Source organism: Pseudomonas sp. YNh (assembly GCF_037993085.1).
Classification (GTDB): Bacteria; Pseudomonadota; Gammaproteobacteria; order Pseudomonadales; family Pseudomonadaceae; genus Aquipseudomonas; species Aquipseudomonas putida.
The window spans coordinates 1-24,055 of record NZ_JBBMRJ010000001.1 but is presented as its reverse complement, the minus strand read 5'-3'; the positions used below and the strand labels follow the sequence as shown (position 1 = coordinate 24,055).

The 24,055-nt window shown below is 63.3% G+C and carries 20 protein-coding genes; 9 read left to right on the top strand and 11 right to left on the bottom strand.

All coding sequences use genetic code 11. From position 1 onward, the window contains the following. Positions 1-2 precede the first annotated feature (2 nt). Genes WF331_RS00100 through WF331_RS00090 form a run of 3 tightly spaced genes read right to left on the bottom strand, consistent with a single transcriptional unit; the run spans position 3 to position 2,127 of the window. Entirely contained in the window at positions 3-122 is a 120-nt protein-coding gene (locus WF331_RS00100; RefSeq protein WP_231859014.1) for a GAD-like domain-containing protein, read from the bottom strand. Between the two features lie 22 nt (positions 123-144). Next, a complete protein-coding gene (locus tag WF331_RS00095) occupies positions 145-762 on the bottom strand; it encodes a GAD-like domain-containing protein (protein WP_284359516.1) in 618 nt (205 codons plus the stop codon). 18 nt (positions 763-780) lie between these two features. Beyond that, positions 781-2,127, bottom strand: a complete 1,347-nt coding sequence (locus WF331_RS00090; RefSeq protein ID WP_284359514.1) for a DUF6861 domain-containing protein — start codon at positions 2,125-2,127, stop codon at positions 781-783. Positions 2,128-2,385: 258 nt separating this feature from the next. Here WF331_RS00090 and WF331_RS00085 point away from each other — a divergent pair, with 258 nt between their 5' ends. From WF331_RS00085 to WF331_RS00075, 3 genes are all read left to right on the top strand, one after another. Next, positions 2,386-3,069 carry a response regulator gene (locus WF331_RS00085; protein WP_016498667.1) on the top strand — a complete coding sequence of 228 codons (684 nt, stop codon included), beginning with the start codon at positions 2,386-2,388 and terminating at the stop codon, positions 3,067-3,069. Beyond that, entirely contained in the window at positions 3,066-4,388 is a 1,323-nt protein-coding gene (locus WF331_RS00080) for an ATP-binding protein (RefSeq protein ID WP_016498668.1), read from the top strand. Before WF331_RS00085 ends, WF331_RS00080 begins: the two co-directional genes overlap by 4 nt. 214 nt (positions 4,389-4,602) lie before the next feature. Further along, positions 4,603-5,994: an aspartate aminotransferase family protein gene (locus WF331_RS00075; RefSeq protein ID WP_016498669.1), complete on the top strand. Its 1,392-nt coding sequence runs from the start codon at positions 4,603-4,605 to the stop codon at positions 5,992-5,994. Between the two features lie 153 nt (positions 5,995-6,147). Here the strand turns inward: WF331_RS00075 and WF331_RS00070 are convergent, their stop codons facing one another. Further along, positions 6,148-6,405: an SIP domain-containing protein gene (locus tag WF331_RS00070; RefSeq protein ID WP_016498670.1), complete on the bottom strand. Its 258-nt coding sequence runs from the start codon at positions 6,403-6,405 to the stop codon at positions 6,148-6,150. A gap of 84 nt (positions 6,406-6,489) precedes the next feature. Then, a complete protein-coding gene (locus tag WF331_RS00065; RefSeq protein ID WP_016498671.1) occupies positions 6,490-7,611 on the bottom strand; it encodes a cupin-like domain-containing protein in 1,122 nt (373 codons plus the stop codon). Between the two features lie 141 nt (positions 7,612-7,752). Between WF331_RS00065 and WF331_RS00060 the strand changes: the two genes are divergently transcribed. Next, positions 7,753-8,721, top strand: coding sequence for an alpha/beta hydrolase (locus WF331_RS00060; protein WP_284400049.1), 969 nt, complete (start codon positions 7,753-7,755; stop codon positions 8,719-8,721). Between the two features lie 49 nt (positions 8,722-8,770). On the opposite strand, the gene pvdN is transcribed toward WF331_RS00060, so the two are convergent. Together pvdN and WF331_RS00050 are read right to left on the bottom strand one after the other, a co-directional pair. Further along, complete coding sequence (gene pvdN, locus WF331_RS00055; RefSeq protein ID WP_016498673.1) at positions 8,771-10,063, bottom strand: pyoverdine-tailoring periplasmic protein PvdN; 1,293 nt, start codon at positions 10,061-10,063, stop codon at positions 8,771-8,773. A 17-nt stretch (positions 10,064-10,080) separates the two neighbouring features. Then, positions 10,081-11,427, bottom strand: coding sequence for a dipeptidase (locus WF331_RS00050; protein ID WP_284400046.1), 1,347 nt, complete (start codon positions 11,425-11,427; stop codon positions 10,081-10,083). A gap of 186 nt (positions 11,428-11,613) precedes the next feature. Between WF331_RS00050 and pvdP the strand changes: the two genes are divergently transcribed. Further along, complete coding sequence (pvdP, locus tag WF331_RS00045; protein ID WP_284359500.1) at positions 11,614-13,233, top strand: pyoverdine maturation tyrosinase PvdP; 1,620 nt, start codon at positions 11,614-11,616, stop codon at positions 13,231-13,233. A 138-nt stretch (positions 13,234-13,371) separates the two neighbouring features. Here the strand turns inward: pvdP and WF331_RS00040 are convergent, their stop codons facing one another. From WF331_RS00040 to WF331_RS00030, 3 genes are read right to left on the bottom strand one after another with little or no spacing between them, the layout of a single operon-like run. Then, entirely contained in the window at positions 13,372-14,787 is a 1,416-nt protein-coding gene (locus WF331_RS00040; protein ID WP_284359498.1) for an efflux transporter outer membrane subunit, read from the bottom strand. 3 nt (positions 14,788-14,790) lie between these two features. Then, positions 14,791-16,755 carry a MacB family efflux pump subunit gene (locus WF331_RS00035; protein ID WP_284400043.1) on the bottom strand — a complete coding sequence of 655 codons (1,965 nt, stop codon included), beginning with the start codon at positions 16,753-16,755 and terminating at the stop codon, positions 14,791-14,793. Continuing rightward, positions 16,756-17,928: an efflux RND transporter periplasmic adaptor subunit gene (locus tag WF331_RS00030; protein WP_284359495.1), complete on the bottom strand. Its 1,173-nt coding sequence runs from the start codon at positions 17,926-17,928 to the stop codon at positions 16,756-16,758. A 242-nt stretch (positions 17,929-18,170) separates the two neighbouring features. Here WF331_RS00030 and WF331_RS00025 point away from each other — a divergent pair, with 242 nt between their 5' ends. From WF331_RS00025 to WF331_RS00015, 3 genes are all read left to right on the top strand, one after another. Then, positions 18,171-18,647, top strand: coding sequence for a sigma-70 family RNA polymerase sigma factor (locus WF331_RS00025; protein WP_016498679.1), 477 nt, complete (start codon positions 18,171-18,173; stop codon positions 18,645-18,647). A 168-nt stretch (positions 18,648-18,815) separates the two neighbouring features. Beyond that, positions 18,816-19,295: a response regulator gene (locus WF331_RS00020; protein ID WP_016498680.1), complete on the top strand. Its 480-nt coding sequence runs from the start codon at positions 18,816-18,818 to the stop codon at positions 19,293-19,295. Positions 19,296-19,368: 73 nt separating this feature from the next. Next, complete coding sequence (locus tag WF331_RS00015) at positions 19,369-20,694, top strand: MFS transporter (RefSeq protein ID WP_016498681.1); 1,326 nt, start codon at positions 19,369-19,371, stop codon at positions 20,692-20,694. Positions 20,695-21,067: 373 nt separating this feature from the next. Here WF331_RS00015 and WF331_RS00010 read toward each other — a convergent pair whose 3' ends face one another. Continuing rightward, complete coding sequence (locus tag WF331_RS00010) at positions 21,068-22,750, bottom strand: electron transfer flavoprotein-ubiquinone oxidoreductase (protein ID WP_080642769.1); 1,683 nt, start codon at positions 22,748-22,750, stop codon at positions 21,068-21,070. 532 nt (positions 22,751-23,282) lie between these two features. Here WF331_RS00010 and WF331_RS00005 point away from each other — a divergent pair. Then, positions 23,283-24,032 carry an electron transfer flavoprotein subunit beta/FixA family protein gene (locus WF331_RS00005; protein ID WP_340622547.1) on the top strand — a complete coding sequence of 250 codons (750 nt, stop codon included), beginning with the start codon at positions 23,283-23,285 and terminating at the stop codon, positions 24,030-24,032. Positions 24,033-24,055: the final 23 nt, after the last annotated feature.

Genomic DNA, 24,055 nt, shown 5'->3' with positions numbered 1-24,055 from the left:
CACTATTCAAGGAGGCGATTGGGGAGTTTGCCTTGGTAATGATCGACAGCGGCAGGTGGTATGGGTTGCTGGCCGATGGTGGCGCCGAAGGTTTCCAGGAAAATGCTTAAGATGACATCCATTCGTTTAGGTCCTTTTGTGTGCTCAGAAGTCAGAGAAGCTGTAGGGTTCGAGTTCGGTGATTTGAGACAGCAAAATTAAATGCTCTATTGCTTTAAGTTTTTCCAGGTTTTTGAGGTCGGGGCGCCCTCCCAGCATCAATGCAGGAACAAAGGCATACATCTCATCTTCTTTCAAGATGCCCAGCTTTTTCTTCGCGGGCTCAAAAAGGTTTTCAAAATCGTTGTGTTCTTTTTTTCTTGATAGAAAAAAGCTTTGGACCTCTCTGGTTGCTTCCGTTTCAGTGAGTGTGCAGTTTTCACCTGTATAACGGGACAGAAGACTTGTGATTTTTACTGAAAAGCCACTGTTCTCTCCCCAAAGATACAGGTCGCCGAAAGCGCTTCTGGCAATCAAGTGGTAAGTGTCCCGGTTTTCAAGGATGGTGCCCTCGGTCCAGGATGAGACAACGGCCTGATACTCCTGTGGATCAACCAGCCAGAATATACCTTCGCCGAAACCACACCATCCATGCTCTTTCCAGTATGAAAGTAACAACTCTGGAAGTTTTCCCTTATACCGATCAATGCTCGAGGGTGGCACCTCTCGACGCGAAAAAGGCGCGCCTATATTGTCAAGGAATATCGAGAATACCTCATCCATTAGCGATGCCTCTTGTCGTTAGCACTTATGAAGTCTCACATTCATGTAATTCAAGTGGGTGCCGAGTTTCGGCGATTTTTCCGCGGCCTCTTTGATGCTGACTAGTCTGTTTCGCCATTGAGCACCAATGCTGGAGTTGACTTGCCTGTCGCCAAAGTCTGAGATCATGTCTCTGCCACCCGCGCTTAAGTCGGGATTGTGTAGCGCGGCCAAGGTGGCCATCGCCTCCTTCGCCTTTAGGGTTGACAGTTTTGTTGCTTCTGCTGGGCTCATTTCGGCGAGCAGCTCCTTGTTTATTCTTTTTTCCAACCTGTCTTGTAGATCCCTGCGTGCAGCGCGTGCGATCGCAGGGTCACGCTTTACAGGATCGGCAACGTTCTCCAAAAACTCCTCAACCGTCAGCCGATTCAACCCATCCTGTTGCCCCTTCAGCTGCCGCTCAAACTCGCCATGCTTCGACGCTGGCAATTTATCTGCCTTGAAACACGCCACCGTATGCAACGGCATCCTACCGGGCTTAGCTGTAGAGGGCTCTTTGTCTTTTCCCGCCTGCCGATTCGGCTGAACTGGCTGCGGATCATCCATCGCCCCTTTGCGCCGCTCCGGCACCTGCAGATCCGGCCGTTTCTTCAACCCCTCTTCATGCTGGAGCATCCATTGCCCCAGCCGCGCGCCTTTGCGGCTGGCCGCCATCTCCTGGGCCAGCACTCGGGCATCGCCGCGCCCGCGGGTGAGGTACGACACGATCGCCCCCAACAACAGCACCACGACTTCCACATGGCCTTGGGCAATCTGATGCGTGGCCCGGGATATCGCATAGGGGTCGTCCCGGCAGAACGGGCCGGTGCCTTCATTGCCGCAGGTGCCTTCCCAGGCGAAGCGGATGCCATCGACGTAGTACTCACCGATCCGCGGCAAGCCGTCGATGAAGAACTCGGCAATGGAGGCCAGCCCCAGCGCGCCGAGGATCCAGCCGCTGACCTTGAGGCCCATGACCGCGCCTGCGCCAGCGAACGGAATGGTTCCGGCGCCGCCAGCGAATGCGCCTACCCCCGCGCCAAGCAGGCCACCGGTAATGGTGCTGCCGGCAACGATCATCGCCATCTGCTGCACGATCCTCAGCAGTTCGTCGCTGATGCTGTTGATGTCGAGGTCGGCAAAGCGCTGGCGTAGCATGTGCGCCGCCTGCCATTCAGCCTGGTAGAAGGCTGTGCGTACAGCGTCGACCCGGCGCAGGTTGAGGCCCAGTGAGGCGACTTCTTCATTGAGGCTGGTGCGGAACTGGCCAGTGCTTTGGTAGCCCACCATGGCGATGACACGTGATTCGATCTCGTGCCACGAGGGCACGACGTAACCCAGGTACATGAGGTGTCTCCCTGACAACGTGTGCAGGGGGAAATCCCATCATGGATTCGGATCAGAGGTTTCTGCGTCAGCTGTAGGAAAAGGCGACTTCGTTTCTGTTGTGTTCGAGAAGCTCGGGGATTGGGGTGAGGCTGCTTAGGGCAGGGTGGCGACCCCGCGCGGCGCTCGATCTCCCCCCAACCCTCCCTGAAAGGTCCATAATCCCCCCTTAATCCGCCCAAGGTGCAATGCCAGCCACACCACTCCGGGAGCCCCACCATGCACGTTCTGCTCTGCGAGGACGACGACCTGATCGCCGCCGGCATCTGCGCCGGCCTTACCGCCCAGGGCCTGACCGTGGACCGGGTGGGCAATGCCGCCGATGCGCGGGCGATGCTGCAGGCCGCGCAGTTCGACGTGATGATCCTCGACCTCGGCCTGCCCGACGAAGACGGCCTCAAGCTGCTGCGTCGCCTGCGCCAGCAGGGGGTGGACTTGCCAGTGCTGGTGCTCACTGCCCGCGATGCCGTCACCGACCGCGTCGATGGCCTGCAGGCCGGCGCCGACGACTACCTGCTCAAGCCGTTCGACCTGCGCGAACTGGCCGCTCGCCTGCATACCCTGCTGCGGCGGGTGGCCGGGCGGGCGGTGAATGTGATCGAGCACGGGCCGTTGCGGTATGACCCCAGCAGCTGCGAGGCGAGCCTGGCCGGGCAGCCCGTCGACCTGTCCCGCCGTGAGCAGGCCTTGCTCCAGGCACTGCTGCAGAACCCCGGGCGGGTGCTGTCCGGCGAACAACTGAAAGACTGCGTGTACGGCTTCAGCGACGAAGTCGAAAGCAACGCCCTGAACGTGCATATCCACCACCTGCGACGCAAGCTTGGCAACGGCATCGTCGAGACTGTGCGTGGCCTGGGTTACCGGCTGGGCCCGGCGCAGGCACCGGAAGAGGCTGCATCATGAGCCTGCGGGTTCGCCTGAGCCTGATCCTGGGCAGCGCTTTCGTGATCATCTGGGCGCTGGCCGCGGCGTGGATGCTGCGTGACCTGCGCCAGCAGATGATGTTTTCCCTCGACCAGCGCCTGGTGGCATCGGCGCGTATGGTCGCCGGGCTGATCGACCAGTTGCCGCAACCGCTGACCGCCAAGGGGGGAGAGGCGCACTTTTCTGCCGACCAGTTCAGTGTGCCGGACGGCATGGCCTGCCAGGTCAGTTCTCTGCGTGGCGAGATCCTCGCCAGCAACCACAAGCACGATGGCGCCATGGACGACGAGCGCAGCGGCTTCCGTGACCAGACCATCGACGATGCACTGTGGCGCACCTTCACCTACAACCATGGTGATGTGCGCATCACCACTGCCGACCGGCACATGGAGCGCGAGGCGCTTAACCAGTCGATTCTGCTGGCGGCGTCGGCACCCGTGCTGATGGCCTTGCTCGGCAGCCTGGGGCTGTTGTGGATCGGCCTGGGTAAAGGCCTGGAACCACTCAACCGCATGCGCGACGCCTTGCGCCGACGGCGAGCGGACAGTGTCGAGCCGTTGCAGGTGGCGGGCATGCCCAGCGAGTTGCAGCCCTTGCTGGAAACCCAGAACCAGCTGTTCCTGCGCATTGCCCAGACCATCGAGCGCGAGCGGCGCCTGACCGACGATGCCGCCCACGAACTGCGCAGCCCGCTGACCGCGATCAAGACCCACCTGCAGGTGGCACGCATGACCGATGGCGCGGTGCGCGAGCAGGCGCTGGAGCATGCCGAGCAGGGCACCGATCGCATGCACCGCACGCTGGAGCAGTTGCTGATGCTGGCGCGGGTAGAAGGCAGCCTGTCCTTTGAAGATGGTGTGCAGTGCAGTGCCGAGCAGGTGGCCCGCCAGGCAGTGCAGGACGCCGGTGGGGGTGACAACCGTCGTATCGTGCTACGTCTGCCTGAAGCAGCCACTCAGATCTATCTGGGCATGCCCGCACCGTTGGCGGTGGCCGCGCTGCGCAACCTGCTGGACAACGCACTGCGCCATGGCGGCGACGAGGCGGTGGAGCTGGAGGTGCAGATGGCCGACGGCCAGGTGGGCTTCATGGTGCGCGACCACGGGCCTGGGATTGCCGAAGCCGACCTTGAGCACCTGACCGAGCGCTTCTGGCGCAATGGGCAGAGCGGGGGCTGCGGGTTGGGGTTGGCGATTGTCCAGGCGATCGTGCAGCGTTGTGCCGGTAGCCTGCGCTTTGACAGCCGTAGTGATGGGTTGCGGGTGCTCTTGCAAGTACCGGCGCGCTCCGGGCATTGATCTTTATCGTCTATGCGGGCCTCTTCGCGGGTGAACCCGCTCCCACAGGTACTGCGCACGCTTCCAGAGCGGTGCGATTCCTGTGGGAGCGGGTTTACCCGCGAAGAGGCCGGTGCAGGCAAAGTAAAATCCAGTAACAACCGCTAAATCCTCCCGGCACTCAAGCGTTTTCCAAGCGATAACTGCCCATTCGCTTGCTTGCGAGGATTTACCCATGTCCACCGCTTCCAGCCTTGCCCAGGTTGCACCGGTCAGCGCGTCGCAACCTTTGTACGAGTTTACCGAATCACCCCTGCTGCAACGCCAGCAACAGCAGGAGTCCAACGCCCGCAGCTACCCGCGTCGCATTCCGCTGGCGCTCAAGCGCGCCCGTGGCATCTATGTGGAGGATGTCGAAGGCCGCCAGTTCATCGATTGCCTGGCCGGCGCCGGTACGCTCGCGTTGGGCCACAACCACCCGGTGGTGGTCGAGGCCATCCAGCGTGTGCTGGCCGATGAGCTGCCCCTGCACACCCTGGACTTGACCACGCCGGTCAAGGACCGCTTCGTCCAGGACCTGTTCGGCATCCTGCCCGAGGCGCTGCGCCGCGAGGCCAAGGTGCAGTTCTGCGGCCCGACCGGCACCGATGCCGTGGAGGCGGCGCTCAAGCTGGTACGCACGGCTACCGGTCGCAGCACGGTGCTGGCCTTCCATGGCGCCTACCACGGCATGAGCCAGGGCGCGCTGAGCCTTATGGGCAGCAACGGGCCGAAACAGCCGCTGGGCGCCTTGCTCGGCAACGGCGTGCAGTTCATGCCGTACCCCTACGATTACCGCTGCCCGTTCGGCTTGGGCGGCGAAGCGGGGGTCAGGGCCAACCTGCATTACCTGGAAAACCTGCTGCTCGACCCGGAAAGCGGCGTGCCACTTCCGGCGGCGGTGATCCTTGAGGTGGTGCAGGGCGAGGGTGGTGTGATCCCGGCCGATATCGAATGGCTGAGGGGTGTGCGCCGTATCACCGAGCAGGCCGGTGTGGCGCTGATCATCGACGAGATCCAGAGCGGCTTTGCCCGCACCGGGCGCATGTTCGCCTTCGAGCATGCCGGCATCGTGCCGGACGTGGTCACGCTGTCCAAGGCCATTGGCGGCAGCTTGCCGTTGGCGGTAGTGGTGTACCGCGACTGGCTGGATACCTGGAAGCCGGGCGCCCATGCCGGCACCTTCCGTGGCAACCAGATGGCCATGGCGGCGGGGTCGGCGGTAATCAACTATCTGGTCGAGCACCGCCTGGCCGAACACGCCGAGGCTATGGGGCAGCGCTTGCGCCAGCACCTGCTGCAGTTGCAGCGCGATTATCCGCAACTGGGTGATGTGCGCGGGCGTGGCTTGATGCTTGGGGTCGAACTGGTGGACCCACAGGGCAATGCGGATGCATTGGGTCACCCGGTGGCCAACCGCGAGCTGGCGGCCAAGGTGCAGCGTGAGTGCCTGAAGCGCGGGCTGATCCTGGAACTGGGCGGGCGCCATGGTGCGGTGGTGCGCTTCCTGCCGCCACTGATCATCAGCGCAGAGCAGGTTGATGAAGTGGCGCAGCGTTTTGCCCAGGCGTTGATCGCGGCGGTCTGAATCATGGCAGGGGCCGCCGTGCGGCCCTTTCGCCGGCAAGCCAGCTCCCACAGCTACAGTCACAGCTACAGTGTAAGCGCTCTGGTCGGCGCTGTTGCTGTGGGAGCTGGGTTGCCGGCGAAAGGGGCGCAAAGCGCCCCCGTATATTTCCAGTCAATCAAAGGTTCGCCCGGCCCGCCAATAGCCCATCAAGGTCAGGCACTCGCGCTGCAGCCCGCGTTCCTTGATCAGGTAGCGGCGAATATCCATGACTGTCGCCGATTCCCCCGCCACCCAGGCATGGAACGCACTGTCGGCGCTACTGGCCTGCTCCCACAGTATCCGCGTGTCGATATCCACCTCTTCCAGCTTTATTCGCGGCGCGGCTTGCACCTGCGGCAGGCTGGCCAGTTCGCGCACTGCATGCTGCATGGCCTGGACATGCGATGGGCCTCTTGCAAGCGGTTTCCTCTAGGGACGAGCCGCTGGCGTTGCAAATTAACCCCGCATCGGCCGTTACCAGCCGCGCCCGGAGTTCACCCAGAAGTTCACCGACAGCGAGGTCGAGACCGACTCCACCTGGTGGAACCAGCCCTCCGGCAGGAACAGCAGGTCGCCGGCCTGCAGCACTACGCGCAAGAACGGCACGTCGCGCGCTGCGGGGAAGCGCTGGTAATCCGGGGCGTCAGGATTGAAATCGCAGCCGTCGAGGCCGCCTTTGGGGCTGGTTGACCACGTGCCCAGGGCAGGACGGTGATGCGGCGCGGCGAGGATGAACGACTTCTGCCCCCACACCTGGGCGAACAGGTTGTCGGTGTCGTCGCGGTGCAGGGGCGTCAAGGTGCCTTTTGGCCCGATCCAGATGCGCGGTGCGATGAATTTGTCGCGGCTGAAGTATTGCGGGTAGTTGATCAGTTTCAGCAGCTTCTCCGGCACGATGTTGTTGCCCATGTAGGCCGGGGTGTCCCCCGGTTTGGCCGGGGTGTCCAGCGAGGCGATGAACGCGGCCATGGAGGTTGAGCGGAAATCGCGGTCGGTGGAGAAGGTCTTCTTCACGTAATCACCGTGTCGGGTGATGCCCTGCAATTCGGCGAAGTGCTCCAGTGATGCCTCGCGGCCCATGGTGAATAGCGGCCAGTCTTGCAAGGCATCGCTGATGACCACCGGTGTGCCGTGCTGCAAATACTCGGTCTTGAAGCGTGCCACTGGCATGTCGGTGTGGGCAATGCGTACCACCTCACGCTGCACTGGCTGCGCGATCGACACCCGTTCGCTGAGGCGGGCAGGGGTCGGGTAGCGCTGGTTCATCGACACCTTGGCCGCTGCGGCACCCCGACGGGCGTTGCTGATGATCTGCGGCAGCAGGGTGGCCAGACCCATGTTGCCGGTAATCTTCAGTCGTGCGCTGGCGAACAGTTCCTCGACGTTGGCCGTACCGCCCATGATGCCGAGGAAGTCGCGCTCGGCCACCTCGATGGTGACATCGGGGGCGCTGTGCCGGCCGGCGCCGGTGCGGCTGGTGTCTCGTACCTCCGACCAGAAGGCCAGGTCCTGGGCGAAGACGAACTGGAATACGCCTTCAATGCCGACGGCATGGGCGTTGGCGAACAGTTTGCTGAGGATGCTCTGAAGGTCCACGGTGTGCCTCGGGCGGTGTTTCGTTGTGCAGGGATAACGAGCGCCTGCGCCAACGATCTAGCCGTATGGCGGGTAATTTTTCGGCGTGCTGCTACGTCCCGTAGGGATGCTTGAGTCACATTGTTTACCCAAGGAACCCACATGGCACTGCACCCTGATCTGGCGGCATTTCTGGAATTGGTCGAGTTTGGCCGGCTGACGGGCAGGAGCCTGCCCATGCACGCGATGGACGTGGCCCAGGCCCGGGCCGAGTTCGCCGGCAGCTCGCAGGTGCTCGACCCGAGCCCACCGGGCAATGTCACGGTCAGCGAATTGCAGGTTACCGCGCGCGACGGTGCCAGCCTGGATGCGCGCTTGTATCGCCAGGGCGAAGCGGGCGCAGACTTGCGACCGGTGATTTTCTACCTGCACGGGGGCGGCTATGTGGTTGGCAGCCTCGACTCCCACGACTCGGTGTGCCGCCGCCTTGCGGCCCTTGGTGAGTTCGCGGTGCTGGCGGCGGATTATCGGCTGGCACCGGAACAGCAGTTCCCGGTCGCCCTGCACGATGTGCTGGATGTTGCCAACTGGCTGGCCGAACAGGCAGCGGTGCTCGGCCTGGACAACCGCCGAGTGGTGCTGGCAGGGGACAGCGTGGGCGCCAGTCTGGCGGCGGTGCTGGCGATTACGGCGGTCGAGCAGCCCGAAGTGCTGGCGTTCAAGCCACTGGCACAGTTGCTGTTCTATCCGGTGACCGATATTTCCTGCCAGCGGGGCTCGCATCGCGAGCATGCCGAGGGCTACCTGCTGGAGACCCCAACCCTGGAGTGGTTCTACCAGCACTATGCACCGCAGCCGGAGCAGCGCCGGGACTGGCGGGTGTCTCCGCTTCTGTCGACGCTGTGTGAGCCGCTGGCGCCGGCCTGCCTGTTCGTGGCCGAGTATGACCCATTGCATGATGAGGGCATTGCCTACCGTGACTGGTTGCTGGCTGGCGGGACGGCTGTGACGTTTGCGCGAGTGCAAGGGCTGACCCATGACTTCTTGCGCATGTCGGGGATCGTGGGGCAGGTGGAGGAGATTTACCGGGATGTCGGGCAGTGGTTGAGAGGGATTGCCGGTCAGCCATGACTCAGGCTTGCCAGGGGCGCTTCGCGCCCCATCGCCGGCAAGCCAGCCCTCAGGCGCGCCGATAGCGCTTCAGGACATCCACCAATCGCTCGATCTCGGCCTCGGTGTTCAACAACCCTGGCGCGGTGCGCACCACGGGCCCCGCATCCCGCGATACTGCATCCACCACGATGCGCTGGCTGTTAAGGTGCTTGGCCACCTCATCGGCATCCTGCCCCTTGACCCTGAAGAAGGTGAAGCCTGCGGAATAGTGAGCGCTGCGCGGTGTTACCAGTTCTATCCCCGGCAGTGCCTCCAGGCGCTGCTTGAGGAAGTCGTTAAGCCCGTGGATACGCGCCTGTACGGCTGCCTTGCCCAGTTGCAGGTGCAACTCGAAGGCCTTGCCCAGCGCCCAGCGATGCTCGAACGCGTGGTAGCCGCCTGGGGTCATCACCGTGGCGAAGTCTTCATTTTCGGAGAACGTGGCAATGGTCGGGGTCAGCTGTTTCAGCTCGGTGGAGGCTGCACATATGATCCCTGTACCGCGTGGCCCGAACATCCACTTGTGGGTGCCGGCGATGAAGTAATCGCAGTTGAAATCGGCGAAGTGCGTATTTTCGACGCCAAAGCCATGCACGCCATCAATCACATAGATGATCCGGTCCTGCTCGTCACGCTGGCGATTGACCTCGCGTACCAGCTTGCCGACCTCGCCCACGGGCAGTTTCACGCCGCTGCCCGAATGCACCCAGGTCATGCCGAGAACCCGGGTTCTCGGCCCGATCGCGGCCGAAATCGTGCTCAGCACCTGGTCGGTACTCACCTTGGCGGGGTCGTCGAACAGCCGCAGGCGCCGCACAGCCGTGCCATCGCGCGCGGTGCGAAAGCCCATGGTATGGCGGGCCGCCGAGTGCTCGTGCACGGTAGTCAGAATTTCCTGCCCCGGCGCAATCTTCAGCCCACCATAGATCAGCCCCAGGCCTTCGGTGGTGCTGCCGGTCAAGGCAATCTGCCGCGGTTTCACTTCAAGGTAACGCGCAGCCCATTCACGCACGTCAGCTTCGTGCTTCCATTCCGACTGGCTGTCCCAGTCGACCATGTAGGCCGGTTGGCGGTCGAACTGCGCGCGCAGGGCTTCGATGGCTTCGCGTACGGGCCTTGGGTGCGAGGTGATCAGGAAGTTGGCAAAGTGTGCGTAGGTCGGGTCCAGCTCGAACAGGCCGCGAAACGCGGCCCAGTCATCGGCCGTGGCGGGCTTCGCCGGTGCAGCGTGGGCGACAGGCAGCAGCGGGCCGGGGCCGGTCAGTGGCAGGGCGGCAGCCAGCAGGCCGGCCTGCTTGAGGAATGTGCGACGGTCGTTCATCAAGGTGCTCGCAAGGGTCATGGGGACGAAGTGGCGACGGGGTGCGCGGCGCGCTGCACCTGCTCCCACACGCGCAGAAAGTTGCCGCCCCAGAGCTTGGCGATATCTGCTTCGGAGTAGCCGCGGCTGATCAGTTCGGCTGTGACGTTGCGTGCTTCGCCGGCGTTCTGCCAGCCCTCGATGCCGCCGCCTTCGTTGAAGTCCGAGCTCAGGCCGACGTGGTCGATACCGACCTTGCGTACGGTGTAGTCGATGGCGTCACCATAGTCCTTGAGCGTGGCAGGTGGTTCTTCGTCGAGGATGCCGTACAGCTCGTTGGCGTACTGGCCGACCTTCTGCTCGGGCCAGCCGGCGATCACCGGGTCGCCAGGCATCAGGGCGTAGTTAAGGTTGGCCAAGGGCGGCAGGCCGTAGCGGGCGCGCAGGATGTCGAGTTTGTCCTGGGTCTTGCTGCTCAGTGGCTTGAGGTAGGTGGAGAAGGCCACCAACTGGATTACCCCGCCGCTGTCCTTGATCAGTTGCAGCTCCTTGTCGGAGAGGTTGCGGTTGATGTCGACCATCGCTCGTGGCGCCGAGTGCGAGGCCACCAACGGCGCGCGGCTCAGGGCGGCAACCTGGGCCAGCGCCTTGCTCGACATCTGCGACACGTCGATGATCACGCCCAGGTCGTTCAGCCGTTGCACGGCGCGCTTGCCGGTTGGTGACAAGCCTTCCAGCGCATCGACGGTGTCATTGAAGAACGGCAGCGGGCGCGAAGAGTCGGCCCAGCTGTTGTTGCCCACGTAACTGAAGCCGAACATACGCACGCCGCGCGCGGCCCAGCGGTCGAGCTGGTCGATGTCGTCACCCAGGGCATAGGCGTTGAGCATGCTGAGAAATACCGCGAACTTGCCTTCGCCGTGCAGGCGCCGCATGTCTTGCGGGGTATAGGCAATACCGACCTGCTGCGGGAAGTCGCGGACCATGGCGGTGATTGCGTTGTAGCGCACCTCCTGGGTGTGGCGCGCGGCCTCGACGAAGCCTGGGGTAGGGCGGTGCGGGCCATCGTTGCCGGTCCAGGATTCTGGCCAGGCGAAGATGGTCAGGGCGGCGCCTGACAAACGGCCCTGTGCGGCCTTGGCCAGGTCGAAGCGGCCATTGCCATCCTTGTCGGCCTCGCTGCCTTCGGTCCCGAAGGTCAGCGGCAACGTGATGTGGCTGTCGAACGAGATGATGCGTTCCTGCAGGTCGTTGGCCTGGCGGGTCACCTCGCGGGAATAGCCGGCTGGGGTGGCCACGTAGTGCCAGGCGGCAAACCCGGCACCGGCGGCAATCGCCGTGGCCAGGCTGATAAACAGGGCTTTCTTCCAGCGTGGAGTCGTCATCTTGGTCTCAGTAGGTTCACCGTCAGGGATGGGCACAGAGGCCGCCGCTACCTGCAATGAACGAGCTCGCACCCGCAAAATTTAGCCAGCGTCCTTGGCCATGCGCCGTTAAATTTCGCTGTCCGTGCAACGTTCTAGCCTTGGACGGGCCGTGCTCCATGGCCGCAATGAATGCACAGGTAAGCAATGACGATTTCCCGACGCGGTTTCATCGCCGGTGTGGCATTGACGGGTGTGGTGGTACCTGGCGCGCTGGGTGCGCTGTATGTGCAGCGCCAGCGGGATGCCGAAGCGTTTCCGCAAACCCCTGGCGAGGCCGTGGTCGAGCTGGCCGACACCGCCTTGCAGCAGTTGGGTGATACCCTGCGCGGCATCTGGCGCTGGACCCTGCAGGGCAAGGACGCGGGGCTGGATGGCCTGCCGGGAGGTGAACTGGAGTTGTTCCTGGATGTGGCAGCCAGCGGTCGTGCACTGCGCGGTTACCTGGACACTCCAGAGCGCCTGCGTGGGGACGAGGAGCCGCGCTACCGGGTGGTCGGCGACCTTCTGGCGGACAAGCCGGGCACCGTGCGCTGGCGGCTGTTTTCGGCCCAGGCGCGCTATGAATGCCACATCGTGCTCGATGAAGTCTGGGGGCGGTTCGGCAATGCCGGTCCGGCAACCCTCAACGGGCACATTGCGCGCATGGACCGTGCGCTGACATTGCCGGTGGAGGACAACCACTTCCTGGCGTTGAAACGCACCTTCCCCGAAGCGCGCGAACGAACCCCGCTGAACCCTCGACTGCTGGCCTGGCTCATTGCGCCGGAGCATCGCCTTTTTCATCAGTTGTGGCACTCCTCGCGGGACAAATGGCACAAGCTGGACAAGGGCAAGCAGAAGGCCCTGCGTGGCCTTGGCTGGCAACCGGGGCCGCGTGACCGCGAGCGTGACGCACGCGGGCGGCACAAGGACCGCAACGGTTCGGGTGAGGACTTCTTCTTCATGCACCGGCACATGCTTGGCAGCGCCCGTGCCATCCAGGACCTGCCCTCCTGGCCGCGCTTTCCGCTGCCACAACCGGAGCTGGAGCGTGACCGGGCAGGCTTTGCCCGCTACTTCGATAACCACGACGGCAATGCCCTGCCACCCACCTGGCTGGCCAGTGATGACGAGGAGTACACCCAGTGGGTACGTGACATCAAGTCACCGGATACCTTCCACGGCAATTTCCAGGTATGGGAATCGCGCTACACCGACCCGGATTACTTGAGCAGCCTGACCTTGGGCCAGTTCGGCTCGGAGGTGGAACTGGGCCTGCATGACTGGTTGCACATGCGCTGGGCATCGGTGCCGCGGGACCCTTCCAACGGCATGCCGGTGCCGACGGCGCGCACCCCGGACGATTTTGCCGAACGCTGGTTCGCGGCGGACAACGACTTTCTCGGAGACCCGTTTTCTTCTCATGTGAACCCGGTGTTCTGGCATTTTCACGGCTGGATCGACGACCGTATCGAAGACTGGTTCCGTGCCCATGAGCGGCTGCACCCGGGCGAGGTGCGGCGGCTGGAGGTTAACGGTGTGCAGTGGTTTGCGCCGGGGCGTTGGGTCGAGGTGGCAGACCCGTGGCTGGGGCCGGACACCCACGGTTGCTCGACCGTACCGGGTCTACGGCCCGGGCGCAGCGTGGAGATGGACCCGGAGACGATGAAGCTGGCATTGCGCATCATTTACAGTGATGAAGACCTGTTCGACAAGTTGCAGCCCAAAGCACCTAAGCGGCCTTGGTATGCGCGTAACCTCAGGGTGGCGCAGCGTTCGGGCTGACTGGCGGCGCGTTGCGCCCCAATCGCGTCACAAGGCCGCTCCCACAGGTCGGCGCACCGCTTGAATCTTGCGCGGTCAATGTGGGTGCGGCCATGCGTCGCGATTGGGCTGCGCGGCGGCCCCCGAAGGCGACCTGGACTAACGTTCGACCTGCCACCCCCCACCCAATGCTTTGTACAACGCCACGCTAGCCTGCAGGCGGGCCAGGCGCAGTTGCGCCTGCTGGTCCTGCGCCACATACAACGTGCGCTGGGTTTCAAGCACGCTCAACAAGGTCTCGGCCCCCGCGCCGTAACGCTGCTGAGCAAGGTCGAATGCCAGTCGTGCCTGCTGCACCTCCTCATCCTGCCATTGCCGCTGCTGGTCCACACCGTGGATCGCATTGAGCGCTTTCTCGACATCGGCAAAGCCCGCCAGGATGCTGCTGCGGTAGGCCTCCAGCAATTCTTCCTGTTCAGCCTCGGCCAGCTCTCGGCCAGCGCGTAGTCGGCCGTTGTTGAAAATCGGCGCGACCAGGCCGCTGGTGAGGGTGTAGTACGAGCTGTCGAACAAGTGGGCAAAGGTATTGGCGCCAGCGCCCAGGTTGGCCCCCAGGGTCAGCTTGGGGAGCATGGCGGCGCGGGCGACCTGCACATTGGCGCTGGCTGCAGCCAGCCGCGCTTCTGCTGCGGCAATGTCCGGGCGGCGTGTGAGCAGTTCGCTGGGTAGACCGCTGCCAATGGTCGGCCAGTGCAACGCATCGATCGCTTCCGGGCTGGCGGGCAGCGACTGCACGGGGTCGCCGAGCAGTGTTGCCAGCGTAACCCGGCTGTCTTGCCATTTCTGCTCCAGCAATGGCAGCTGGCGTTGCTGGGTGGCCACCAGACTGCGCTGCTGGGCCAGTTCCAGACGCGTGGCGGAGCCGCTACGCTGGCGCGTCTCTACCAGGCCTAGCACGTCCTGGGCATTGCGCAGGTTGAGGCGGGCAATGCGCAGCTGCTCTTCCAGGGCCAGGCCCTGCAGGTAACTGTCGGCGACTGCGCTGACCAGGGTCAGCTCCACCGTCTGGCGGTCGAAGCGGCTGGCGTCGAGGCTGCGCAGGGCGTTGTCGCGCGTTGCCCGCAGGCCACCCCAGAAGTCGATTTCGTAGCGGGCGCTAAGCTGCGCGTCGAACGATGTGCTGGTGGGCGCGTTACGGCTTACGTCCAACTGGTCATTGCCTTCGCCATGCAGCAGGCGCTGGCGGCTGCCGTTCAGGTCCAGTTGCAGTTCTGGCAACAAGGGTGCGCCTGCAATGAGCGCGCGGGCCTGGGCCTGGCGTACGCGCGCCGTGGCAGCAGCCAGATCGTGGGCGTTGACCAAGGCGTGCTGTACCAGGCGGTCCAGCTCGCGACTGGCGAAGCTGTGCCACCACTGTGCTGCGGGCAAGTGGGCCGAAGGCGCTGCGGCATCGCCTTGCCAGGCAGGTGGCGCGACGATTCCACTGGTAGGCGTGGGGGGACTGCTGCAGGCGGCAATGGTTGCACAAAGGGGCAGGCACAACGTCAACAGGCTGATACGGCTAGGCAATGTCATGGGTTATTCGCTGGTAAGGGCTTTGACCGGATCGAGGCGGGCGGCCTTGCGCGCCGGCATGAAGCCGAACACGATGCCGGTGACGACGGCGCAGGCAAAGGCACCGAGCATGGCTGGCAGGGCAAAGGCTACTGCCACCTCGGCCAGCATCAGGCCGCCGCCAATGGCCAGGGCCAGTACGATGCCAGCCAGGCCGCCGACCATAGACAGCATTACCGCCTCGCTGAGGAACTGGCGCAGAATGTCGCGCTGTCGCGCGCCGGTGGCCATGCGGATACCGATTTCCCGGGTACGCTCGCGCACGGTCATCAGCATGATGTTCATTACGCCGATGCCGCCTACCAGCAGCGAGATTGCGGCGATCGCCCCCAGCATCAGCGACAGGCTGTTCTGCGTGCGTGCTTCGGCCTGGATCAGTGCCGCGTCATTGGTCAGCTCGAAGTCCTGGCGGCCATTGTGGCGTTGGCGCAACAGCTGGTCGATGGCTGCTTCGGCCTGGTTGACCCGGGTAGAATCAAGGGCAGCGACGGCGATGTAGTCCGGGACGCGCTGGCCGAACAGGCGGATGGCGGCGGCAGAGTAGGGCACGGCGATGCGCCCATCGCTGTCCTGGTCGCCGGAGCTTGCGCCTTTGCCAGCCAGGATGCCGATCACCTGGAAGGGCACATTGCCGATCAGGATGTACTGTCCCAGCGGATCGCGCCCTGGGTCGAGCATTTTCTCCCGCACTTTCTGGCCGATCACGGCCACGGCGGCCGCATTGGCTTCGTCGCTTTCGCTGTAGAAGCTGCCTTGGGCCGCCGGCCAGTTGAAGATCTCCGGGAAAAAGGTGTTATTGCCGCCCACGTAGAATCTCTGACTGTTGTTGCCATGGCGCACCATCAGTTTTTCGCCAATCACCGGCATCACATGCTTGACCTGCGGTAGTTCGCCAATGGCTGCCACATCATCAAGGGTGATGGTGCCGGCAGGCTCGCCAAGCGTCGCCGGCTTGCCATTGAGGTAGAGGATGTTGGAGCCAAAGGCGGCCATCTGTGCCATGACCTGACGCTTGCTGCCTTCGCCCACGGCCAGCATCACCACCACCGAGGCCACGCCGATGACGATACCCAGCAGGGTCAGGGCGGTGCGGAAGCGGTTGACCCACATGACCCGCCAGGCTGCTTGCAGGGCTTCGAGCAGTTCACCCTTCCATGCTCCGCGCAGGGTAGCGCCGCGGTCCAGGCGCTGGCGCAACTGTTCGGCTTGCAGGCCTTGGCCTTGGTCGATCGCCGGCTGTTCGCCGGCCGAGTCACCGATGATCAGGCCGTCGCGGATCTCGATCACCCGCTGCGCCCGCGCGGCCACTTCGCGATCATGGGTAATCAGGATGATCACATGGCCTTGGCTGGCCAGTTCGTCGAGCAGTGCCATCACCTCGGTGCCGCTGTGGCTGTCGAGGGCGCCGGTGGGCTCGTCGGCGAGGATGATATGGCCGCCGTTCATCAGTGCGCGAGCAATCGAAACCCTTTGCTGCTGGCCGCCGGACAGCTGGTGCGGGCGGTTGCCGGTGCGGCTGGCCAGGCCCAGGCGGCCGAGCAGGGCGCTGGCGCGGGCGTGGCGTTCGCTGGCGTCAATGCCGGCATAGATGGCCGGCATCTCGACGTTTTCCTGGGCCGAGCCCGAGGGGATCAGGTGGTAGCCCTGGAACACGAAGCCAAATGCTTCGCGGCGCAACCAGGCCAGTTCATCGCTATCCAGTTCAGCCACATCTTTGCCGGCAAAGCGGTAGCTGCCAGAGGTTGGGCGGTCGAGGCAACCAAGGATGTTCATCAGGGTCGACTTGCCCGAGCCTGAGGCTCCGACGATGGCGACGAACTCGCCGGGGTGGATGCTGAGGCTGATGCCATGGAGGATATCGACTTTGGGGGTACCCACACCGCCGTAGGACTTGCGGATGTCGATCAGCTCGATCAAAGGTGTGCTCATTCAGCCTCCGCTCACGGCGGGGGCGCCGATGACCAGGCGCTCGCCTTCGTTGAGGCCGTCCAGCACCTGTACCCGCAGCCGGTCACTGAGCCCGGTGCGTACCTGACGCTGTTCCACCTTGCCGTCCCCCGTCAGCACGTGCGCCAGGCGCACGCCGTTACCGTCATCCAGCGCAGCCAGCGGTACCGTCAGCACCTGGCTGGCCTTGCCAGCGACGAAGAACACCTGCGTGGTCATCTCGGCCATCAGCGCGCCGTCCGGGTTGTCGACATCCAGCAGCACGCTGTATTGCACAACCTGGCTGCCGGCACTGCCATTGCTGACGCTGGCCGGGCTGCCGCCGCCCTGGCTGGCCTGTTCCAGTGGTTTGGGCGGGATTGGCAGCACTTGCCGCACGGTGCTGGTCCAGCGGCGCTTGCCCCCTGCCAGGGTGGTGAAATAGGCGGTCATGCCTGGTTTGACCTTGCCAATGTCGGCCTCCGACACCTGTGCCCACACGGTCATCGGCGAGAGCCTGGCGATGCGCAGGATCAACGGGGTTTGCTGCTGGGCGTTGAGGGTTTGCCCTTCGCGGGCATCAACCGCCACCACCGTGCCGTCCATGGGGGCGTAGATGCGCGTGTAGCCCAATTCGGCTTCGTCGCTTCGCAGGCTGGCCTGGGCCTGGCGGATCTGCGCCAGGAACATGTCGATGCGCGCCTGGGTGACCTTCATCTGCGCGAAGGCGGTTTGCACGTCTTCATCGCGGGTGGCGCCAGCGGCGGCCAAGTCGCGCTGGCGCTTGAGCTGCTGCTGGGCCAGCAGGTATTGCGCGCGCTGTTCGGCCAACTGGGCCTTGAGGTTGTCGATGGAGAAGCGCCCGGCATCCAGACGCGCTTGCTGGGTGGAGGGGTCGATCTCGACCAGCAGTTGGCCCTTGCGCACGGTGTCGCCAACTTCAACGTGCAGCTTGTGGATCTGGCCGGAGGCCTGGGCGCCAACATCCACGTAACGTCTCGGTTGCAAAGTACCCAGCGCGGTAACGCTGCTCTCGATATCAGTGCGGGTCACGGCGACCGTGCTCAACGGCTGGGCGCCGTAGGGCAGGGCCTTCAAGGCCAGCAGGCTGCCGAGGCCGAGCAAGCCCAGGCCCGTGAGCAGGGCACGGCGACGGGTGTTGGTTAAAGGTCTCATGCAGACATCCAGCCAAGGGGTGTGGGGGCGCGCATCAAGTGGCGGGCGCGGACCGGGTGCCAGATAGACGAAAGCGGTAGCGGGGGATTTAGCAGGGGGGGGGCGGGCTAATACGTGGCCGGCCGCGCTTGTTGCTGAGAATCATTATAATTTGTAAGATCGCACGTTGACATCACTCGGTCCTGCACTGCTGCCTGGAAGGGCTTTCTGGCAAAAGCTGGCAGGACATCTCAGGTACCGTCGTGGAACATTACTATCGCGAACTGGTGGGTTTCCTCTCCGCACGCCTGGGCAGTCGTCAGGCCGCCGAGGATGTGGCGCACGATGCTTACCTGCGGGTGCTGGAGCGCACCGATGCCGAGCGTATCGAGCACCCACGCGCCTTCCTCTACCGCACGGCGCTCAATCTGGTGGTTGACCGCCACCGGCGATATCAGGTGCGCCAAGCCGAGCCGCTGGAAGTACTGGATAGCGACGAGCGCTGGCACACGGCGGCGCCGGCCCATGACTTGCAGCTTGATCAGCGGCTGGCGTTGATGCAGCGTGCACTGGATGAGCTGAGCAAGGTGTGTCGCGACTGCTTCCTGCTGCGCAAGCTCGATGGCCTGTCGCACCCGCAGATCGCCGAACACCTGGGCATATCCCGCAGCATGGTGGAGAAACACATCGTCAATGCGATGAAGCACTGCCGGCTACGCATGCGCGAGTGGGAATCGTGAGGGCCGGCTTAAAGGCAAATGCAAATTCCGTCAGTCAATCACTTGATTTATGCGGGATTCCCGACTTCTATCAAAGAAGACCGCTGCCAGGCATGGCCTTGGCAGTAGCCGTTACTGGCGCAGTATGGTCATGGAGCGTACCCATTACCCAACTGCCCAGGTCCCACCATGGCAAACAAGACCCTGCGCATCCTCATCGCCGACGCACACCCGTGCCAGCGCCTGCAGCTGGAGCGGTTGCTCAATGGCCTGGGCTATTACCGGATCGCCCCCGTGGAAAGCTTCGAGGAGCTCCAGCGCCTTGTTCATTGCGCCTTGCAGCCTTTTCATCTGCTGCTGGGCAATATCGAGCTGGCCAATCATGCCGGGGTCGACCTGGCGCGCTTCTGCCGCGTCAGCACCCAGATCCAGCACGCCCTGCTTTACCACTCCAGTCAGTTGAAAGTGCCTTCAGTACCGCAGACCGAACGCCAGGCGGTCAGCCTGAGCCTCCCGCAGGTGCCTGATAACGAGGCGCTGGAGTCATTCATGGCGATCATCGACGCGCCACTGGTGGTCGGCAAGTTGCCGCTGCCGGGCAGCATGCCGGCTACCGCGGCGCGGCCACGGCCACGGGCCAACTTCGCGCACACGGTGTTCAACCGCTAGCGGCGCAGCGTGCAGGGCAAGGGGGCAGCTATTTGTTATCCTCTTGCCCTTTGCCGATTTGCGGACCCCTGCCATGACTGCCATCGATACCGCTCGCCCGCCCCGGTTCAGCCGCGGCGATCACCGGACCCTGGGCCTGGCGGCACTGGGCGGCGCGCTGGAAATCTACGACTTCATCATTTTCGTGTTCTTTGCGCTGACCCTCAGCCAGCTGTTCTTCCCGCCCGAAATGCCCGAGTGGCTGCGCCTGCTGCAAAGCTTTGGCATCTTCGTCACCGGTTACCTGGCGCGGCCGCTGGGCGGCATCCTGATGGCGCACTTTGCGGATCACCTGGGGCGTAAACGTGTGTTCAGCCTGAGCATCCTGATGATGGCCCTGCCGTGCCTGCTGATCGGCGTGATGCCGACCTATGCCGACATCGGCTATGCCGCGCCGCTGATTCTGCTGGCCCTGCGTATCTTCCAGGGGGCGGCGGTGGGGGGTGAGGTGCCGAGTGCCTGGACCTTCGTTGCCGAGCACGCGCCGGCCGGCCGACGCGGTTATGCCTTGGGCTTCCTGCAGGCCGGGCTGACCTTCGGTTACCTGCTGGGGGCGCTGACCGCGACCTTGCTGGCGCAAGTATTCACACCGCAGGAAATCCTCGACTACGCCTGGCGTTACCCGTTCCTGCTGGGTGGGGTGTTTGGCGTGGTTGGCGTGTGGCTACGCCGCTGGCTGAGCGAAACACCGGTGTTCCTGGCCTTGCGCGCACGTCAGGAACAGCCGGTGAAGTTCCCGCTGCGGCGTGTACTGGGCGAGCACCGCCGTGCGCTGATTCCGGCAGCGCTGCTGACTTGCGTGTTGACCTCTGCCGTTGTGGTGCTGGTGGTGATAACTCCGACGGTGATGCAGCAGCGCTTCGGCATGAGCCCCGGGCACACCTTTGCCCTGAGCAGTGTGGGCATCGTCTTCCTCAATATCGGCTGCGTACTCGCCGGCCTGCTGGTTGACCGCGTGGGCGCCTGGCGTGCGCTGATGCTTTACAGCGTGCTGCTGCCGCTGGGCATCGGCGCGTTGTACGCCAGCCTGAATGGGCAGTGGGGCATGACCTGGCTGGCCTACGCGCTGGCAGGGCTGTCCTGCGGCGTGGTGGGGGTGGTGCCGTCGGTGATGGTCGGGTTGTTCCCCGCCGAGATCCGGGTTTCGGGTATTTCCTTCACCTATAACGTGGCCTACGCACTGTGGGCCAGTACCACGCCGCTGGCATTGATCGCGCTGATGCCGTGGAGCCCGTGGGTGTGTGTCGGCTTTTGTCTGATCATGGGTACGGTGGGGCTGCTGACGGCCCTGTATTTCGGGCGCCGCGAGTCATTGACGTTTACTGCGGAGCCGATCCCGATCATGTGTGGTGACAAATGAGCAAGTACATGTCTTGGGGTGTGTAGCAGGGCATACACCGAGCGCCGCCCGCGCGGCGCATCGCGAGCTACGCTCGCTCCTACGTTTATTTTCGGCCAGTAACGCCTGTGACAGGTGCGCGCGACCGTCTTGTTTGTACGACGCGATATCGAGACATGTACCAAGGCGCACGCGCGCAAATTCCCCAAAAATATTTGGCCCGAAACAAGCGTAGGAGCGAGCGTAGCTCGCGATGCGCCGCGCGGGCGGCGATCGATCTGATAGGCGGTGAACCTCTCACGGCGAGCATCTCGCAGCCCAGACGCATACTCGCAACAAAAAGCCCCCGGCTCGTGAGAACCGGGGGCTTTTTGTTGCCGCCAGGGCAGAGGCCTTACATGTTCGGGTAGTTCGGCCCGCCAGCGCCTTCAGGGGTGACCCAGGTGATGTTCTGGGCCGGGTCCTTGATGTCGCAGGTCTTGCAGTGCACGCAGTTCTGCGCGTTGATCTGGAAGCGCTTGTTGCCGTCTTCCTGAGTGACCACTTCGTACACGCCTGCCGGGCAATAGCGCTGGGCAGGCTCGTCGTACAGCGGCAGGTTGCTGGCGATCGGGATACTCGGGTCGGTCAGCTTCAGGTGGCAGGGTTGTTCCTCTTCATGGTTGGTACTGGAGAGGAATACCGAGCTGAGCTTGTCGAAGCTCAGCTTGCCGTCCGGTTTCGGGTAGTCGATCTTTTTCGAGTCGGCAGCCAGCTTGAGGCAGGCGTAGTCCGGCTTGGTGTCGTGCAGGGTGAACGGCAGCTTGCCGCCGAACCAGTTCTGGTCGACGTAGTTGAATGCACCACCAAACAGTGGGCCGAACTTGTGCAGCGCAGGGCCGAAGTTACGGCTGGCGAACAGTTCTTCGTGCAGCCAGCTGGCCTTGAAGGCGTCAACGTAAGTGTTCAGCGCATCGCCCCCCTCGCTGCCAGCGATCAGTGCGTCCGCTACTGCTTCGGCCGCGAGCATGCCCGATTTCATCGCGGTGTGGCTGCCCTTGATCTTGGAGAAGTTCAGGGTGCCCAGGTCGCAACCGATCAACGCCCCACCGTTGAACACCATCTTCGGCAGCGAGTTCAGGCCGCCTTTGCAGATGGCGCGGGCGCCATAGCTGATGCGCTTGCCGCCTTCGAGGTACTGCTTCATCACCGGGTGGTGCTTCAGGCGCTGGAATTCGTCGAACGGCGACAGGTACGGGTTGGCGTAGGACAGGTCGACGATCAGGCCGACCACCACCTGGTTGTTTTCCAGGTGATAGAGGAACGAGCCACCGGTGTTGTCCTTGGCTACCACGTCCAGCGGCCAGCCGGCGGTGTGCACCACCAGGCCCTGCTCGTGCTTGGCCGGGTCGATTTCCCAGATTTCTTTCAGGCCGATGCCGTAATGCTGGACATCGGACTCGCTGTCGAGGTTGAAGCGCTTGATCAGCTGCTTGCCGATGTGGCCACGGCAGCCTTCGGCAAACAGGGTGTACTTGGCACGCAGTTCCATGCCCGGGGTGTACAGGCCTTCCTTCGGGTTGCCTTCGCGGTCGACACCGAGGTCGCCGGTGACGATGCCGCGGACCACGCCGTTGTCGTCGAACAGCGCTTCCTGGGCGGCGAAGCCCGGGTAGATTTCCACGCCCAGGTTCTCGGCCTGCTGGGCCAGCCAGCGGCACAGGTTGCCCAGCGAGATGATGTAGTTGCCATGGTTGTGCATGGTCTTGGGCACGAACAGGTCCGGCACCTTGGTGGCGCTGCCGGCATCCTTGAGCACATAGATGTCGTCGCGCTTCACTTCGGTGTTCAGCGGTGCGCCGAGCTCTTTCCAGTCGGGGAACAGTTCGTTCAGGGCGCGGGGTTCGAACACCGCGCCGGAGAGGATGTGGGCGCCGACTTCAGAGCCTTTTTCCACCACGCAGACGCTGATTTCGCTACCGGCTTCGGCGGCCTTCTGCTTCAGGCGGCAGGCGGCGGACAGGCCTGCCGGGCCGGCGCCGACGATGACCACGTCGAATTCCATGTATTCGCGTTCCACTGGTTCTCTCCTACTCATCAAGGCTCGTGCTGTTGCTTTGTCTTATGGGTGCTTGCGCACAGTGGCTCATCACGGGAGCGAAACTGTAGCTGCGCAAATGACGGACTACACCGTTTTGTCTTGGCCGCGCATTATATCTACACCACTTGGCGGGTCCAATACAAACGTTTGTTTGAATTTGCCGCAGGCCAGTAAAATCACAGGAACACGGCTGGAGGGTGACCGATTTGCCGTATTGACCGGATGGGGTGTTACGGTCAAGATACGAGCGGTTTTACGTTCGCCGTAGGCTTGCAGCCGGGCGCAGGTACACCTCTAAAGACCAGGTGTGGAGCAGGGTTTTGCGGCCTTGGGCCGGTTTGTAGTGGAGTTTACACGCCACGACAGAAAATCACCCGTGAGTATTTGTCGCAAGAGTCCGGACAAGACTGTTCGGTCACAGTGAAGATACTGGCTCCCGGTACGTTTTTAGAGGTGCCCTTGTACCCACGCGCATCGCCGGGCTCAGCCCCAGGCGACTATCTATTCACCGGAGAGTAACGAGGAATCCATGAAGGTTCTTGTAGCTGTCAAACGAGTGGTCGACTACAACGTCAAGGTTCGCGTCAAGGCGGACAACTCCGGCGTCGACCTTGCTAACGTCAAGATGTCCATGAACCCCTTCTGCGAAATCGCCGTGGAAGAGGCCGTACGCCTAAAGGAAAAAGGCGTTGCGACCGAGATCGTCGTCGTTTCCGTCGGCCCGACCACTGCCCAGGAGCAACTGCGTACCGCCCTGGCCCTGGGTGCCGACCGTGCCATCCTGGTAGAAGCCGCTGACGAGCTGAACTCCCTGGCGGTGGCCAAGGCGCTGAAAGCCGTTGTCGACAAGGAGCAGCCTCAGCTGGTCATTCTTGGCAAGCAGGCCATCGACAGCGACAACAACCAGACCGGCCAGATGCTGGCTGCGCTGACCGGCTACGCCCAGGGCACCTTCGCCTCCAAGGTGGAAGTCGCCGGCGACAAGCTGAACGTCACCCGTGAAATCGATGGCGGCCTGCAGACCGTGTCGCTGAACCTGCCAGCCATCGTTACCACCGACCTGCGCCTGAACGAGCCACGCTATGCGTCGCTGCCGAACATCATGAAGGCCAAGAAGAAGCCGCTGGAGACCGTTACTCCAGACGCGCTGGGCGTTTCCCTCGCCTCCACCAACAAGACCCTGAAAGTTGAAGCGCCGGCTGCCCGCAGCGCAGGCATCAAGGTCCAGTCGGTGGCCGAACTGGTCGAGAAGCTGAAGAACGAAGCGAAGGTAATCTAAATGACTATCCTGGTTGTCGCTGA

Coding starts and splice junctions, on each gene's coding strand:
- pvdN (WP_016498673.1), bottom strand. CDS start 10,063: ATGAACGACCGTCGCACATTCCTCAAGCAGGCCGGCCTGCTGGCTGCC.
- WF331_RS00075 (WP_016498669.1), top strand. CDS start 4,603: ATGTCCACCGCTTCCAGCCTTGCCCAGGTTGCACCGGTCAGCGCGTCG.
- WF331_RS00100 (WP_231859014.1), bottom strand. CDS start 122: ATGGATGTCATCTTAAGCATTTTCCTGGAAACCTTCGGCGCCACCATC.
- WF331_RS00005 (WP_340622547.1), top strand. CDS start 23,283: ATGAAGGTTCTTGTAGCTGTCAAACGAGTGGTCGACTACAACGTCAAG.
- WF331_RS00060 (WP_284400049.1), top strand. CDS start 7,753: ATGGCACTGCACCCTGATCTGGCGGCATTTCTGGAATTGGTCGAGTTT.
- WF331_RS00070 (WP_016498670.1), bottom strand. CDS start 6,405: ATGCAGCATGCAGTGCGCGAACTGGCCAGCCTGCCGCAGGTGCAAGCC.
- WF331_RS00080 (WP_016498668.1), top strand. CDS start 3,066: ATGAGCCTGCGGGTTCGCCTGAGCCTGATCCTGGGCAGCGCTTTCGTG.
- WF331_RS00040 (WP_284359498.1), bottom strand. CDS start 14,787: ATGACATTGCCTAGCCGTATCAGCCTGTTGACGTTGTGCCTGCCCCTT.
- WF331_RS00015 (WP_016498681.1), top strand. CDS start 19,369: ATGACTGCCATCGATACCGCTCGCCCGCCCCGGTTCAGCCGCGGCGAT.
- WF331_RS00050 (WP_284400046.1), bottom strand. CDS start 11,427: ATGACGACTCCACGCTGGAAGAAAGCCCTGTTTATCAGCCTGGCCACG.
- WF331_RS00035 (WP_284400043.1), bottom strand. CDS start 16,755: ATGAGCACACCTTTGATCGAGCTGATCGACATCCGCAAGTCCTACGGC.
- WF331_RS00020 (WP_016498680.1), top strand. CDS start 18,816: ATGGCAAACAAGACCCTGCGCATCCTCATCGCCGACGCACACCCGTGC.
- pvdP (WP_284359500.1), top strand. CDS start 11,614: ATGACGATTTCCCGACGCGGTTTCATCGCCGGTGTGGCATTGACGGGT.
- WF331_RS00030 (WP_284359495.1), bottom strand. CDS start 17,928: ATGAGACCTTTAACCAACACCCGTCGCCGTGCCCTGCTCACGGGCCTG.
- WF331_RS00090 (WP_284359514.1), bottom strand. CDS start 2,127: ATGTACCTGGGTTACGTCGTGCCCTCGTGGCACGAGATCGAATCACGT.
- WF331_RS00085 (WP_016498667.1), top strand. CDS start 2,386: ATGCACGTTCTGCTCTGCGAGGACGACGACCTGATCGCCGCCGGCATC.
- WF331_RS00095 (WP_284359516.1), bottom strand. CDS start 762: ATGGATGAGGTATTCTCGATATTCCTTGACAATATAGGCGCGCCTTTT.
- WF331_RS00010 (WP_080642769.1), bottom strand. CDS start 22,750: ATGAGTAGGAGAGAACCAGTGGAACGCGAATACATGGAATTCGACGTG.